General features: G+C 32.3%; 13 protein-coding genes. 9 read left to right on the top strand and 4 right to left on the bottom strand.

Features of this window, described 5'->3' with window-relative positions; all coding sequences use genetic code 11:
* The first annotated feature begins 1 nt into the window (after position 1).
* The gene (locus R6X41_RS08405) at positions 2 to 1,735 is read left to right on the top strand and encodes a TonB-dependent receptor (RefSeq protein ID WP_318499232.1); all 1,734 of its coding nucleotides are present in this window, start codon (positions 2 to 4) and stop codon (positions 1,733 to 1,735) included.
* 167 nt (positions 1,736 to 1,902) lie between these two features.
* Complete coding sequence (locus R6X41_RS08400; protein WP_318499230.1) at positions 1,903 to 2,436, top strand: DUF2059 domain-containing protein; 534 nt, start codon at positions 1,903 to 1,905, stop codon at positions 2,434 to 2,436.
* Here R6X41_RS08400 and R6X41_RS08395 read toward each other — a convergent pair.
* Positions 2,426 to 3,130, bottom strand: coding sequence for a class I SAM-dependent methyltransferase (locus R6X41_RS08395; protein WP_318499228.1), 705 nt, complete (start codon positions 3,128 to 3,130; stop codon positions 2,426 to 2,428). The two genes, R6X41_RS08400 and R6X41_RS08395, sit on opposite strands and share 11 nt — an antisense overlap.
* Before the next feature lie 67 nt (positions 3,131 to 3,197).
* Here R6X41_RS08395 and R6X41_RS08390 point away from each other — a divergent pair, with 67 nt between their 5' ends.
* Positions 3,198 to 3,689 (top strand): YkgJ family cysteine cluster protein, encoded by a 492-nt coding sequence (locus R6X41_RS08390; RefSeq protein ID WP_318499226.1) that lies wholly within the window; start codon positions 3,198 to 3,200, stop codon positions 3,687 to 3,689.
* Between the two features lie 3 nt (positions 3,690 to 3,692).
* Positions 3,693 to 4,592 carry a hypothetical protein gene (locus tag R6X41_RS08385; RefSeq protein ID WP_318499224.1) on the top strand — a complete coding sequence of 300 codons (900 nt, stop codon included), beginning with the start codon at positions 3,693 to 3,695 and terminating at the stop codon, positions 4,590 to 4,592.
* A 121-nt stretch (positions 4,593 to 4,713) separates the two neighbouring features.
* On the opposite strand, the gene R6X41_RS08380 is transcribed toward R6X41_RS08385, so the two are convergent.
* Positions 4,714 to 5,937, bottom strand: a complete 1,224-nt coding sequence (locus R6X41_RS08380) for an exo-beta-N-acetylmuramidase NamZ family protein (RefSeq protein ID WP_318499222.1) — start codon at positions 5,935 to 5,937, stop codon at positions 4,714 to 4,716.
* Positions 5,938 to 5,946: 9 nt separating this feature from the next.
* Here R6X41_RS08380 and R6X41_RS08375 point away from each other — a divergent pair, with 9 nt between their 5' ends.
* From R6X41_RS08375 to nadB, 3 genes are all read left to right on the top strand, one after another.
* Complete coding sequence (locus R6X41_RS08375; protein ID WP_318499221.1) at positions 5,947 to 7,182, top strand: ABC transporter permease; 1,236 nt, start codon at positions 5,947 to 5,949, stop codon at positions 7,180 to 7,182.
* Positions 7,183 to 7,626: 444 nt separating this feature from the next.
* Positions 7,627 to 8,622, top strand: coding sequence for a quinolinate synthase NadA (gene nadA, locus R6X41_RS08370; RefSeq protein WP_318499219.1), 996 nt, complete (start codon positions 7,627 to 7,629; stop codon positions 8,620 to 8,622).
* A 2-nt stretch (positions 8,623 to 8,624) separates the two neighbouring features.
* Positions 8,625 to 10,202, top strand: coding sequence for an L-aspartate oxidase (nadB, locus tag R6X41_RS08365; protein WP_318499217.1), 1,578 nt, complete (start codon positions 8,625 to 8,627; stop codon positions 10,200 to 10,202).
* A gap of 166 nt (positions 10,203 to 10,368) precedes the next feature.
* Here nadB and lysA read toward each other — a convergent pair whose 3' ends face one another.
* Positions 10,369 to 11,574 carry a diaminopimelate decarboxylase gene (gene lysA / locus R6X41_RS08360; protein ID WP_318499215.1) on the bottom strand — a complete coding sequence of 402 codons (1,206 nt, stop codon included), beginning with the start codon at positions 11,572 to 11,574 and terminating at the stop codon, positions 10,369 to 10,371.
* A 178-nt stretch (positions 11,575 to 11,752) separates the two neighbouring features.
* On the opposite strand from lysA, the gene sucC reads away from it, so the two are divergent.
* A complete protein-coding gene (gene sucC, locus R6X41_RS08355; protein ID WP_318499214.1) occupies positions 11,753 to 12,943 on the top strand; it encodes an ADP-forming succinate--CoA ligase subunit beta in 1,191 nt (396 codons plus the stop codon).
* 41 nt (positions 12,944 to 12,984) lie between these two features.
* Here sucC and R6X41_RS08350 read toward each other — a convergent pair whose 3' ends face one another.
* On the bottom strand, positions 12,985 to 13,332 hold the full coding sequence (locus tag R6X41_RS08350) for a DUF1456 family protein (RefSeq protein ID WP_318499213.1): 348 nt from the start codon (positions 13,330 to 13,332) through the stop codon (positions 12,985 to 12,987).
* A 384-nt stretch (positions 13,333 to 13,716) separates the two neighbouring features.
* Between R6X41_RS08350 and R6X41_RS08345 the strand changes: the two genes are divergently transcribed.
* Positions 13,717 to 14,118 carry a TerB family tellurite resistance protein gene (locus R6X41_RS08345; RefSeq protein WP_318499212.1) on the top strand — a complete coding sequence of 134 codons (402 nt, stop codon included), beginning with the start codon at positions 13,717 to 13,719 and terminating at the stop codon, positions 14,116 to 14,118.
* The last annotated feature ends 1 nt before the right edge of the window (position 14,119 follow it).

Here is a 14,119-nt window from a genome sequence, read left to right as displayed (position 1 = left end):
TATGTATAAGCAATTTAAATATATATTAACCACTTTGGTATTCTTATCTAGTGCGACCCTTATGTTCTCACAAGAAAAAGATACAATTCAAACAGATGTGATAAGCGTTGTTAAACCTTACACACCAACAATATCGGATGCTTTTAAAGTGAAAACAAATCCTGCATTAGAAGATAATTTGTCGTCAGATAAGAAGGTAATTGAATATGAAATTCTTTCTGTTCCTGTGGCATCTACTTTTATTCCTACAAAAGGAAAAGCAGCACTTGTTGAAAGAGAAAAACCAGAATTGTTTTTCGAGAATTATTTGACATTAGGTTTTGGATCTTATGGAACTTTACGCTCGGAATTATACATTACTAAAGAAATAGATCGTATTGGTTCGTTTGGGGCTAGGCTTGCATTTGATAAGGCTAACGCGTTTGATCCAGATTCAGATCCTGAGCCTTTAGATCAAATTTTAGATAATTCTTATTCGAATTTTAATTTAGAAATGGAATATATCAAGAGACAAAGAGATATAACCTGGAGTATCAAGGGTGGTTTAGAAAGACAAAAATTTAACTGGTACGGAGTAGGAGATAGCTCTGTTCCGAATAATACAGATGTGTTACATAATTATTACGATTTATATTTTATTGGTGATTTAGCATTTGATTATACGTATGTTAAATCTGCAAGTCTGACCTTAAGACGTTTTTATGATGATTTCGATTCTGGAGAAAGTCATCTTAAGTTTACAGGAAGAGTTGATTTGCCAATTATGGATGAAGAGATTCATACAGATGTTAGGTTAGAATATTTTAATGGACATGCAGGAGCTAGTTATGCGAAAGGTGGAACAATACCAGATTATGGGAATTTGTTATTAGGAATATCACCATCATACGAACTTCGTCGCGATGATTTTACATTAAATGTAGGAGCTTCTATATATTATATGGTAGGAATGAATAGTACTGAAAGTAACTTTTACGCCTATCCGAATATCACAGGATCATACAGGATTGTAGATGATGCAGTAATAGCTTATGGAGGACTAACAGGAGATGTTATACAGAATACATATCGAGAATTTGCTCATACTAATCAGTTTTTATCACCTACTATTAATGTGAAACCAACAGACAATAATTTAAATGCTTATGCAGGTATGTTAGGTAAGTTTACCAATAGTATTGGGTATAACGTTAAGGTTGGGTATACTTCTGAGAAAGATAAATCGTTGTTTAGAAAAAACACGACTAATGAAGGTGAGCGGGTTTATAAACATGGAAATTCATTTACAGTAGTATACGACGATATCAAGACTATTCATGCGTTAGGTGAATTAACTATGGATATGAATAAGAATCTGAAAATGGGATTACGAGCAGAATACATGTCGTATAATACAGAATTTCAGGAAGAGGCTTGGAACTTACCGAATATAAAAGCATCCGTTTTTGGTGATTATTTATCGGATAGTAAATGGTTTGCTGGTGCAAATATTTTCTATGTGGGCGAGCGTAAAGATCAAGATATATCATCTGTTGGTACGATTACCTCTACGGAAATAATTGACATTGATGGATATATTGATTTAAATTTAAATGGAGGTTATAATTTTAACAATAGAATTACAGTTTTTCTAAAGTTGAATAATATTGCTGGACAGAATTACGATCGTTGGGATAATTATTATGTTCAAGGCTTTCAAGTATTGGGAGGTGCGACTTATAAATTCGATTTCTAAAATAGAATTAAATACAGTTAAAAAAGTGTTCTACAGGAACACTTTTTTGTTTTTATAAAGTTTGTATTATTCAAAAAACAAGGCTTATTTTTATTAAGAAATGATGTTTTGTGATTTTTTAGTATATTTAATTCGTTAAAATTCAAATCTAACTAAATTCGACCTTTATGAAATCAATTCTATTTTTATGTGTTGGCTTATTTTTTAGTACCTCTATGTTTTCTCAAAACAGTGCTTATACCGAAGCTGCAACCCAATGTCTTAAAAGTAATGGCACTACTGCTTACTACGAAACAGTTTTCAATGCATGCTTTAAACAAATGCAAGATCAATATGCTAAATTTAATATTCCTTCGGATACGTGGGTTGAGCTTAAATCGATAAAAGCTGAAGCTATGGCAACGGTTAATAGTAAATTAGTATCTGCATATTCCGAATATTTTACTATCGAAGACGTTCAAAACATGAATGCATTATACGGCTCTCAAGCAGGAAAAACCATGATTAAAAATCCGAATGGTTTAACTAAAAAGGATAAAAAACAGATTGACAGTTTTTATAAATCATCAACAGGTAAAAAAATTGTAAGTTCAGAATCGGGAATGAAAGATAAAATGCAACTTATTTCAGATTTTTGGTGTGGTGATATGTATAAAACCGTAAACTCAAAACTGGAAGCCAAGGGGTTTTCTATTCGTTAATAGTTAGTTTCGCTAAATAATCAAAATGGTCGCCTTCTTTTATGTTTTCGCAAGTTAATCCTACTTCAATACAGGCAGTTTTTAACGTTTCAAAATCTAAATATAACCAAGTTAAAGCGGTTTCTTTTTCACCTTTATAGCTTAAATAATAATCTAGTTCGCCATAATAATTAGCGTTGGTGTCAATCCACAATCCGCCATCTTCATCCTCATACATATATTGTATATCAGACGAATCGATTAATAGTTGTCCGTTAGGCTTTAAAAGTGATTTTAAATGCGATAAATATTTAGTGACATAACTTAATTTCTGAAAAACACCTGTACCATTCATCAACATTAAAATAGTATCAAATTGTTCAGTTTCATCTAAAACGGAAGCGACATGTGCATGATTTACACCACGAATATTACATACAGAAATAGCACCTTTAGAAATATCGATAGACTTCACTACTAATCCTTTATTCTGAAGGTATAAACTATGTCCGCCAGCACCGCAACCAACATCTAAAACATGTCCAGTAGCTAAATTCAAAGCTGTTTGTTCTAATTTAGGCATGTCCTTATATTCGCGAAACAAATAGGGAAGCGGTAATTCGTCTTCATCAGAAATATTTGTCGATGTAATTATGTCTTCGGTGTAATTACCATTTTGGTAATCTAAAAGGGCTTGTCCTAAAAGGTCTTTCATAATAATAGGGTATAGATTTTTTTATGGCCTAAAATGATTTATTTTAATTAAATCGTATTTTTGCCATATGCAAGACATTTTAAAACATCTGCCTAAAGAGGCCAAAGATAAGCATAACGAGAATACTAACTTTTTTAAAAAACTAAAAAAGAAGCCGCCCAAACAATTAGATTATTTAATGCAGGAATTGCATGATGCCGAATTTAAACGTACAGATTGTTTGGAGTGTGCAAACTGTTGTAAAACTACAGGGCCCTTATTTACAGATAAAGATGTAGAGCGTATTGCAAAGCATTTTAAAATGAAACCACAACAATTTGTCGACCAGTTTTTGCAAGTAGATGAAGATAAAGATTACGTATTACAAAGTGTACCATGTACGTTTTTAGGAGCCGATAATTACTGTTCAATATATGATGTTAGGCCAAAAGCATGTCGTGAGTTTCCGCATACCGATAGAAAAAAGTTTCAACAAATTTCTAATCTTACGTTAAAGAATGTTGCTATTTGTCCCGCAGCATTTAATATTGTAGAAGAAATGAAAAAACGTATCAAGTAAATTATGAAAAGATTACTATTCGCTATTTTAGTTAGTTTTTCGATTAACATTAGTTTTGCCCAAGAGTGGATGACAAATTTGGATGTGGCAGAGCGATTGGCTTTAGTGCAAAATAAATTATTAGTTGTAGTTTGGCAAAATTCCTACTATAATGGAGCTCCTGCGTATGTAAACGATGGAAAAGGGAATCAAGTATTTGTAGAAAATATGTATGAAGAACCTGTAATTGATAGTTTAATTTGGGCACATTTTATTCCTGTGGTATTAAGTGAAAATGCATATCCTGAACTTTACGAGTCAATTGAAATGATAGGATCTTCTTCAAGCTATTTAGGTAAGTTTAAAGATGATAGTTTGAAGGTAATGGATGCTAATGGAAATATTTTAAATATTAGCGAGGAAAAATATCTTTTTAATCTCTCAGATTTTATCCTTAAGTATAGCATGGATACTTCGTTTTTAGAAACACAACTAACCAATTATAAAAGTGAAAAGAACTTTTATTCGGCGTTTTATCTTGCTGCCCAATATATGGATTTTGCAATTTTCGGAAAGAATGCTGTGCGTCCAGAACTAGTAGGTTTAGCTTCAATATACTTAAATGAAGCTTCTGGGTTTTTAGAAAATGAAAGTTTGGAAAACAAACCCGCTTTAAAACAAAGAGTAGATTTATTAGATATAGAAAAAGATCTTGTTTTATTAAAACCTAAAAAAGTTCTTAGAAAATTAAATAAGATAAAAGAATCTGAAGTAGAGAAAGTGAATGCAAATTTGCGTTCGTTTTTATATTTAGCATCTTATAAGATGTTACAAGATGAACATAATGCTTCTATGTGGGAATCTAAAGTGAACGCTTTAGATAAGAAAAAAATCATGATTTTGATTGATAATTCATCCAATTGATTTTCAAAATCATGATTTAGATTTTAACTTTTATAGTGTTAGATCTAGATGTATTAACTTGCCAGTTGTTACTTTTTATATAAAACCGTTCAGTTATTGAAGTTTAAAAACAATAAGTCAATTAATTATACAACACGTATTTTTTACGCATTTTCTTATAACCGTCTAAACCTGTTTTCCAAGACTGCTTAATTTCCGTAACACTTAAATTACCTTCAATTTGCTTCTGAAGTTTTTTAGAACCCGCCAACTTGGTAAAAAAAGATGAGAAAAACTCAGATTTATTAGCTGTGGCTTGATAGGCTTTAATAACGTAAGATAAATTAATCTGATTCAGTTGTTTTTCGTTTGTCAAATCTACACCATAACATAATTTACCTTCATATTTCGGGTGTTTAGCTCCATTATTTGGTTGTGGTGTATAACTAAATGTTTGATCTTTTAAGAAAGGTGAACCGTAAATTTGAAATTGTGTTTCTGTACCGCGACCTGCATTTACATTTGTGCCTTCAAAAAGACATAAGCTTGGATATAAATTTATAGATTGGTCGTTAGGTAAATTAGGCGATGGTTTTATAGGTAAATGATATAATTTATCATGAGAATAATTCTCCATTTTAATTACAGCCAATTCACATAATCCCCCATATTCTAACCACTGTTGTCCGTTTATCATTTGTGCATATTCACCAATCGTCATCCCATGAACAATAGGAACGGGATGCATACCAACAAAGCTTTTATATTCCATTTCTAAAATAGGACCATCAATATAGCGTCCGTTAGGGTTTGGGCGGTCTAATATTAAAACCGGAATATTATGTGCTGCACAAGCTTCCATTACATAGTGCAACGTGGAAATATATGTGTAGAAACGTGCACCGACATCTTGAATATCGAAAATTAATATATCTATATTTTTAAGTTGCTCTGCAGTTGGTTTCTTATTAGAACCGTAAAGCGAAACAATAGGTAATTTAGTTTTTGAATCAATACCATCTTTAACCACTTCGCCAGCATCAGCAGTGCCACGAAAACCATGTTCAGGAGAAAATACTTTAACCAGATTAACATCTAATTGGTATAACGAATCTACCAGATGCGTATAGGTGTTATCAGATTTAAAAATAACAGACGTTTGGTTTGCAACTATCCCAATTCTTTTTCCTTCTAAAAGCGGAAGATACTCTTGAGTTCTGTTTGCACCAACAATAATGGTACTGTCATTTTGTGTAACTGAATTTTCTTGTGTATTAGTTTCAGTCGAAGGTTTTGCTAGACAACTAGCAGAAATCATGATGAAAACAAATAATAAAACTGTATTTTTGAGGACATTTAAATGCATACCAATAATTTGAATTACGAATATTTTTTAGCTAAGCGCATAATAGGCAGTAAAGCGTATAAAAGTAGTGTTTCGGCACCAATAATAAAAATTGGAATCGCAGCAATTGCAATTGGTATTATCGTGATGATGATTGCCATCGCAACTGGAATTGGACTTCAGCAAAAGATTAGAGATAAGGTGGTTGCGTTTAATGGCCATATTACTATTTCTAACTTCGATAGTAATAATTCACAAGAGAGTGTATTCCCAATTTCTACAAACCAAGAATTTTACCCAGAATTTAATAGTATTGAAGGTGTAAATCACGTTCAAGCTGTTGCAACTAAATTTGGTGTGATACGAACAGCAACAGATTTTGAAGGCATCGTTTTAAAAGGTGTTGGTAAAGATTTTACTTGGGAATATTTTAAAGATTTTTTAATCGAAGGGCGTCTGCCTGATTATACGCAAGATAGAAATGAAGATGTTTTAATGTCTCAGTTTATCGCGAATAAAATGGGCTTTAAACTTGGCGATAAGTTTAATACCTATTTTATTAAAGACGATACAAATAAACCGCCAAATATTATTACCTATACTATTGTCGGGATTTATAATTCAGGTTTTCAGGAATTCGATGCCTCTTTTATTATAGGTGATATTAGACATATACAACGTTTAAATAAGTGGGACGACACCCAAATTGGAAATTTTGAATTGTTTATAGACGATTTCGATAATATTAAAGAGATTGGTGATGAAGTTTATAAAAGCACACCGCCAACTTTAAACTCTCAAACTATAGTAGAGAAATTCTATTCTATTTTTGAATGGATAAAAATTTTTGATAATAATATTTATGCTATTATCGGAATCATGATTTTGGTTGCCGGAATTAATATGATTACGGCCTTATTGGTTCTTATTCTAGAACGTACTCAAATGATAGGTGTGTTAAAAGCTTTAGGAAGTAACAATTGGAGTATTCGGAAATTATTTTTATTTAATGCGTCTTATTTGATTGTTCTAGGCTTGTTTTGGGGGAATGTTATAGGCTTAAGTTTGCTTTTTGCTCAGAAATATTTAAAACTTTTTCCGTTAGACCCAAGTATCTATTATGTAACAGAAGCTCCAGTTTATATTAACTTAAACTACATAATCGCTTTAAATGTGGGTACCTTTTTATTGTGTTTAATTATGCTTTTAATACCTTCTTATATAATAACTAAAATTTCTCCAGTAAAAGCGATGCGTTTTGAGTAGGATATTAAAGTGTTTAATTTAGAGCATGCGTTTCTTTAAGTCTTAAACTTTCCCCTTGCTAAAACACTTAAATTATGATTTGTTTTGTTGATTTCAAACAAAGCTGAGAATATTTCTGCAGCCTATTCTATTGAGTTTAAAGCTACGTTTCTTCGATCTGAATCTTGTTCATATTCTTAGTCGATTTAGTTGCCGAGCACGCACTTTATTTGAAATCAGCTACTTATTTTAAACCTTTCTTGGTCAAGATATTTCTCTTAACATGCAGATTTTAAGAATTATGCCTATTCAATTTATTTACAAAAGTATATACAATTATGAAATAGAAGTGGTTGAAAAGTGTTGAAAACAAGGGTTTAAGCGATTCGAAATAGAAATACTATATTAAAACATTAAATAAACATTATAAAATTCATTAATTTAGCCTTCAATTTAATAATGATTATGGATTCTGTAAAAGAAAGTATTGAGAAGTTGGGGTATATTCCAGTATCGGAAGATGCAAAGAATATCGATTATGTAGCAGAGATTAAAAAGCTAAAAAAAGAAAAGAATGCTGTGATTTTAGCGCATTATTATCAAGAACCTGCCATTCAGGATTTAGCAGATTATGTTGGCGATAGTTTAGGATTATCGTATAAAGCGGCTGAAACCGATGCTGATTTAATTGTGTTTGCTGGTGTTCATTTTATGGCAGAAACAGCAAAAATTTTAAATCCGACTAAGAAAGTTATTCTTCCAGATTTAAATGCAGGTTGTTCTTTAGCAGATTCTTGTAGTGCTGAAGATTTGGCAACGTTTAAGAAAAAATATCCAGGACATATTGTGATTACGTATGTAAATACATCGGCAGAAGTTAAAGCTATTAGTGATTTGTGCTGTACGTCTTCGAACGCCAAAAAAATAGTAGACTCTGTACCTTTAGATCAGCCTATTATTTTTGCGCCAGATAAAAATTTGGGTGCTTGGATACAGGAAGTTACTGGACGAGAAATGGTGTTGTGGGATGGTGCATGTATTGTTCACGAAGCATTTTCTATGGATAAAATATTGGCTGTTCATAAAGAACATCCTAAAGCAAAAATCATTGCACATCCAGAATCTGAAGCGCATTTATTAAAAATTGCAGAGTATGTTGGTTCTACTTCTGGTCTTATAAATTATGTAAAAACTAATCCTGCCAACGAATTTATTGTGGCTACGGAAGCTGGTATCTTACATGAAATGCAAAAAGAAGTACCAAATAAAATTTTAATTCCAGCACCAGCAAAAGAGAATAATACCTGCGCGTGTAGCGAATGTGCTTATATGAAAATGAATACGCTTCAAAAATTATACACGTGTATGAAGCATGAATTACCAGAAGTTCATGTAGACGAAGCCATTCAGAAACAAGCATTAATTCCGATACAGCGCATGCTAGAAATTTCTTCAAAATAAGAATGAGTCAATATAACACAGATTATTTAATATTAGGATCGGGAGTCGCGGGTCTTACTACAGCCATTCGTTTGGCTAAATCTTTACCTAATAAAGAGATTTTAGTAGTTACTAAAGCCAACAAAAGTGAATCGAACACCAAATATGCTCAAGGAGGAATCGCAGTAGTTTGGGATAAATTTGATTCGTTTGAAGATCATATTAAAGATACCATGATTGCAGGAGAATATCACAACGATCCTAAAGTTGTAAAAATGGTTATTGAAGAAGCTCCAGATTGTATGAGGCAACTTATGTCTTGGGGAGCAGATTTTGATTATGACGGTTCTGGTAAATTCGATTTAGGAAAAGAAGGCGGACATTCTGCAAACCGTATTATACACCATAAAGATATTACCGGTTTAGAAATTGAGCGTACACTCCTAGATCAAGTTGCAAGCTTAGCAAATATTAAAGTTTTGCCTTATCATTTTGCTATCGATTTAATTACAGATCACCAATTAAGAGATTCAGAAGAGGATACAAATAATATTAGATGTTATGGTGCATATATAATGAACCAGAAAACGAATGCAATCGAACCTTATATTGCTGGCAAAACTATTTTATGTGCTGGAGGAATAGGACAAGTTTATGCATCTACAACCAATCCGTTAATTGCAACTGGCGATGGAATTGCAATGGCACATCGCGCATTAGCGAATATAAAGGACATGGAATTTGTACAATTTCATCCAACAGCATTATTTGAACCAGAGCAAAGTCCTTCATTTTTAATTTCTGAAGCTGTTCGTGGTTTCGGAGCTTATCTGAAAAACAAAAAAGGTGAACGTTTTATGCTTGCTATCGATGATCGTGCAGAATTAGCACCTCGGGATATTGTAGCTAGAGCGATAGACAACGAAATACATACTACCGGTGAACGTCACGTATATTTAGACTGTACACATTTAGATTATGATGCGTTTATTAAACATTTTCCGAATATTAATGAAAAATGTTTGGGTATAGGAATAGATATTAGAAAACATATGATTCCTGTGGTGCCAGCTTGCCATTATGCGTGTGGTGGAGTAGAGGTGAACATGAATGGCGAAACCACTATTGAAGACTTGTATGCTGCAGGAGAATGCACAAGTACGGGTTTACATGGGGCAAACCGTTTAGCTTCGAATTCGTTGTTAGAAGCGTTGGTATATGCGAATCATATTGCAGACCATGTTATAGAAAATGTAGATGAAGTTAAACCTATAAATGTAAATGCTCCCGATTGGAATGACGACGGAACGTCCACCCCAAAGGAGTTGATTTTAATTACACATTACAGAAATACTATTCAGCATATTATGTCGGATTTAGTTGCTATTGTAAGAACCAACAGTAAACTAAAAGAGGCTTCGAAACACTTACGTTACGTTGAAGATTCTACTCAGGATTTATATGTGGGATCTAAGTTGTCTGTTCAGATTTGTGAATTGCGGAATTTAAATACTATTGCGAATTTAATCGTAGCACAGTCAGAAGGGCGTAAAAAAAATATGGGAGGTTTCTATAATTCAGATTTAATAAAAGCCGAATAAAAAGACACATCTTAAAAAATTAATATCCTACTAAGGTAAACAGACGTAAATCTAGTTCTGTTTACCTTAGCAGGATATTTTTATTTAGGCTAATTAATTGTCAAGACAAAAGATTGTTTTAAGACATAAAAAAAGCGTTAACTGTTTAGGTTAACGCTTTTGTGATTTATATAGTTACTTCAATTTGATTTTTTATAATATCCTCGAAAGTTTCTCGCTCTCTAATTAACAACGCTTTGTCTTTATGCCAAAGTACTTCAGCAGGACGGAAACGCGAATTATAGTTTGAGGCCATAGAATAACAATAAGCTCCAGCATTTTGGAAGCCAAGAATATCTCCTTCAGTAATTTCATTAATTCTACGGTTGTTCGCAAAAGTATCCGTTTCGCAAATATAACCAACAACTGAATAAAAACGCTCGCGTCCTTTAGTGTTAGAAACGTTTGTAATTACGTGTTGCGATCCGTAAAGCATTGGACGAATTAAATGGTTAAAACCAGTATCGATTTGTGCAAATACGGTAGAAGTGGTTTGTTTTACAGCATTTACTTTTGCTAAAAACACTCCAGATTCACTCACTAAAAATTTACCAGGCTCGAAACCTAATGTCAATTCTTTTCCATATTCTTTACAGAATTCATTGAAACGTTTAGATAATTTAGTTCCAAATTCTTCTACATTAGTTTCAATATCACCTTTAGAGTAAGGGACTTTAAAACCAGAACCGAAATCTAAAAATTCTAAATCTTTAAAATGTTTAGCGGTATCAAATAAGATTTCACTAGCGTATAAAAAGACGTCGATATCTAAAATATCACTTCCTGTATGCATGTGAATACCGTTAATATGCATACCTGTATTTTCTACAATTCTTAAGATATGCGGAATTTGATGTACAGAAATACCAAACTTAGAATCTATATGTCCTACAGAAATATTAGCATTTCCTCCAGCCATAACGTGCGGATTAATACGAATACAAACAGGAACTTCTGGATGCTTTGTTCCGAATTGCTCTAAGATTGAAAGGTTGTCTATGTTAATTTGAACACCTAATTTAGAAGCTTGTTCAATTTCTTCTAAAGACACGCCATTAGGAGTGAAAATAATTTCTTCAGCAGAAAATCCAGCTTTTAAACCCAATTGAACTTCTTGAATAGACACAGTATCTAGGCCTGCACCAAGGCTTTTCATTAATTTCAGAATAGAAATATTAGATAACGCTTTTACGGCATAATTCACCTTTACCTGTTTCACCTTATTAAATGCAGATGTTAAACGTTTATACTGAGACACTATTTTTTCAGAGTCGTACACATACACCGGACTTCCAAAGTCGCTTGCAATTTTTAATAAAGTGTTATTATTCATTTTATGATAAATTAAATTCGCCGCAATTTATAAAGTTTTTGTCAGTTTAATACTTATTATTTGTCAAAAAATTAAAGAAAAGAATACAGGATTAATAATATCTAATATTAGATGGTAAAAAATATTGGTTAAAACCTATGGGTTGTTTACATTTGTGAGGCAATAAATTAAAATACCAATGAACTTACACGAATATCAAGCAAAAGAAATTTTAAATAGTTTTGGCGTACGCATACAACGCGGTATCGTAGCAAAAAGTGCTCAAGATGCTGTTGTCGCTGCAAAACAATTAACATCTGAAACAGGAACAAGTTGGTTCGTTGTTAAAGCCCAAGTTCACGCAGGTGGACGTGGTAAAGGAGGTGGAGTAAAATTAGCCAAGAATTTACAAGAGGTAGAGAAAATTTCTGGTGAAATTATAGGTATGGACCTTGTAACACCACAAACTTCTGCAGAAGGTAAAAGAGTACACCAAGTATTAGTTGCAGAAGATGTTTACTACCCTGGAGAGTCTGAAACAGAAGAATTTTACGTATCTGTTTTATTAAATCGTGCTACAGGTCGTAACATGATTATGTATTCTACCGAAGGTGGAATGGATATCGAAACTGTTGCTGAAGAAACTCCACACTTAATTTTTAATGAAGAAATAGATCCTGCTGTAGGTATTTTACCTTTCCAAGCTAGACGTATCGCATTTAATTTAGGTTTATCTGGAAATGCTTTTAAAGAAATGACGAAATTCGTTACTAATCTGTATACAGCTTACGTAAAGTCTGATGCTTCTTTATTTGAAATTAATCCAGTTTTAAAAACTAGCGATAATGGTATTCTTGCTGTAGATGCTAAAGTTACTATAGACGACAATGCATTATACAGACATAAAAACTATCTTGATTTACGTGATATACGTGAAGAAAGTGCTATAGAAGTTGAAGCAGGGAAACTTGGTTTAAACTATGTAGACCTTGACGGAAACGTAGGTTGTATGGTTAATGGTGCTGGTTTAGCAATGGCAACAATGGATTTAATTAAGCAAGCAGGTGGTGAGCCAGCTAACTTTTTAGATGTTGGAGGTACTGCTGATGCTGCTCGTGTAGAGGCTGCTTTTAAAATTATTTTAAAAGACCCTAACGTAAAAGCTATCCTTATTAATATATTTGGAGGTATTGTACGTTGTGACAGAGTTGCACAAGGTGTTATTGATGCCTATAAAAACATGGGGAACATTACTGTGCCTATTATTGTACGTTTACAAGGAACCAATGCAGATATCGCTAAAGAATTAATCGACAATTCTGGATTAGATGTAATGAGTGCTACACAATTCCAAGAAGCTGCAGATAAAGTACAACAAGTTTTAGGATAGTCTAAATACGTTTACTATTATATAAAAATAAAGCGTCTAACTTAGTTGTTAGACGCTTTTTTATGTGATGTTGTTTTGTTGGTTTCCGATTTTCTTGAAGGCGTTTTTTTCGCTTCAGTCTTTTTTCCTAGCACTTTAGTGTCCTCAGTATTTTTAGGCGCTGTTTTCTTAGGTAATGGTCCTCGTAGATGGATAACTAACCCGTTTAAGAAATTTCTTAAAATCTGGTCGCCACATTCCATATATTTAGGATGGTCTTCTTTTCTAAAAAAAGCCCCAAGTTCACTTTTACTGATTCTAAAATCTACTAATTCTAAAATCTTCACAATATCTTCATCTCTTAACTTAAGAGCGACACGTAATTTTTTAAGAACATCATTATTTGTCATATTACTATTTTTTTTAATTTTTTATTCAGAATTTGTTATAAAACGAGTTGTAAAATTTTCAAAATCTGCGCTTTTTTGGTATTCTGTAATGATTCCATTTTATGCTGATTTTTCGTTCTTGTATTTTGTCTTTGTAAATAAAAATGAAATTTATATAATTTGCTGATAATCAAATAATTACATCAATTTATTTTCCTGTTTAAATACCTTATAATTTAAAAGTAAATGACTTAACTGTCATGTTTTAAATGGGTTGCGATGGGTGAGTGTTCATAAAAGCCGATTAAATACATTTAATTTTTCGACAAGTTACATTATATCTACGATTATAAAATAGCTATTATAATTAACTTTAGAATATTAATAATTATCACTCCCTCTTTTATGATAAACCGCGTAGAAAAATTGAGTTTGCTATCTGAAATGATTGCATTCGCTAAAACAGACACAAAAATTAAATCCATTGAATATAATTTTCTTTTGGGTGTATCTCAACAATTAGATATTTCGAGGGAAGATTTTGAATATCTAATGAAAAATCCAATTGCTTATAAACACATCGAGTCTTATAGCGAGCGTATTGTACAATTTCACCGTTTGGTGTTGTTAATGAACTTAGATAACGAACGCACCGAAAAAGAAGTTATAAAACTTTTTAATTTTGGGTTACTTATGGGTTTAAGTCATGAGTCTATAAATAAAGTGCTCTATCTAATGGAAGGCTTTCCAAATAAAATTGTTCCACCAGATGTTTTAATAGATATTTTTAAGGTTCAGTATAACTAAA

This window comes from Formosa sejongensis (genome assembly GCF_033447105.1).
GTDB lineage: Bacteria > Bacteroidota > Bacteroidia > Flavobacteriales > Flavobacteriaceae > Formosa.
This window is presented reverse-complemented; position numbering and strand designations above follow the sequence as displayed.

What these genes read in the sequence shown, in the direction of transcription:
- R6X41_RS08380 (WP_318499222.1), bottom strand. Translation starts at nt 5,937, where the DNA reads ATGCATTTAAATGTCCTCAAAAATACAGTTTTATTATTTGTTTTCATC.
- nadB (WP_318499217.1), top strand. Translation starts at nt 8,625, where the DNA reads ATGAGTCAATATAACACAGATTATTTAATATTAGGATCGGGAGTCGCG.
- R6X41_RS08395 (WP_318499228.1), bottom strand. Translation starts at nt 3,130, where the DNA reads ATGAAAGACCTTTTAGGACAAGCCCTTTTAGATTACCAAAATGGTAAT.
- R6X41_RS08400 (WP_318499230.1), top strand. Translation starts at nt 1,903, where the DNA reads ATGAAATCAATTCTATTTTTATGTGTTGGCTTATTTTTTAGTACCTCT.
- R6X41_RS08405 (WP_318499232.1), top strand. Translation starts at nt 2, where the DNA reads ATGTATAAGCAATTTAAATATATATTAACCACTTTGGTATTCTTATCT.
- R6X41_RS08345 (WP_318499212.1), top strand. Translation starts at nt 13,717, where the DNA reads ATGATAAACCGCGTAGAAAAATTGAGTTTGCTATCTGAAATGATTGCA.
- sucC (WP_318499214.1), top strand. Translation starts at nt 11,753, where the DNA reads ATGAACTTACACGAATATCAAGCAAAAGAAATTTTAAATAGTTTTGGC.
- lysA (WP_318499215.1), bottom strand. Translation starts at nt 11,574, where the DNA reads ATGAATAATAACACTTTATTAAAAATTGCAAGCGACTTTGGAAGTCCG.
- nadA (WP_318499219.1), top strand. Translation starts at nt 7,627, where the DNA reads ATGGATTCTGTAAAAGAAAGTATTGAGAAGTTGGGGTATATTCCAGTA.
- R6X41_RS08390 (WP_318499226.1), top strand. Translation starts at nt 3,198, where the DNA reads ATGCAAGACATTTTAAAACATCTGCCTAAAGAGGCCAAAGATAAGCAT.
- R6X41_RS08385 (WP_318499224.1), top strand. Translation starts at nt 3,693, where the DNA reads ATGAAAAGATTACTATTCGCTATTTTAGTTAGTTTTTCGATTAACATT.
- R6X41_RS08350 (WP_318499213.1), bottom strand. Translation starts at nt 13,332, where the DNA reads ATGACAAATAATGATGTTCTTAAAAAATTACGTGTCGCTCTTAAGTTA.